Origin of the sequence: Ciceribacter ferrooxidans (assembly GCF_004137355.1) — a bacterium.
GTDB lineage: Bacteria > Pseudomonadota > Alphaproteobacteria > Rhizobiales > Rhizobiaceae > Allorhizobium > Allorhizobium ferrooxidans.
In genome coordinates this window covers 1-346 of record NZ_SDVB01000414.1, presented here as the reverse complement: position 1 = coordinate 346, position 346 = coordinate 1, and the positions used below count along the sequence as shown (strand labels likewise).

Annotated in this window: 1 protein-coding gene; it reads right to left on the bottom strand. The window is 48.3% G+C overall.

Features of this window, described 5'->3' with window-relative positions:
- Positions 1-249, bottom strand: a 249-nt coding sequence (locus EUU22_RS24440; RefSeq protein ID WP_205687971.1) for a ribosome maturation protein SBDS, incomplete at its 3' end; no start/stop codon positions are given.
- Positions 250-346 lie beyond the last annotated feature (97 nt).

The following is a 346-nucleotide window of genomic DNA, read 5'->3' as shown; positions in this document are numbered from 1 at the left end:
AATTTCTGTCTGTTCTTCTGTACCAAATGCCTTCATTAGATCTTCTTTCTTAGCAACTTGACCTTTAGATACGTTTGTAAACACAGAGTGGGTCTGAAGAACTTCATCAAGATCTTTCTCTGCCCCGCTCCTCCAGCCAATCACTTTGTTTTTGTAACAGGCGATCTCAAACCTCTTCCCTCCTTTCTTCATCCGCACGACGGCCACATTGGTGAGGCGGATCTGGTTGGTTGGGGTGAAGATGGCCATGTTGCTGGGTACCCCTTATCCCACTTCTCCTGTCACAGACGTCGAACGGTAACAGACAGTGGCACCGTACTGCACTATACGTGACGTTCACTCGCTG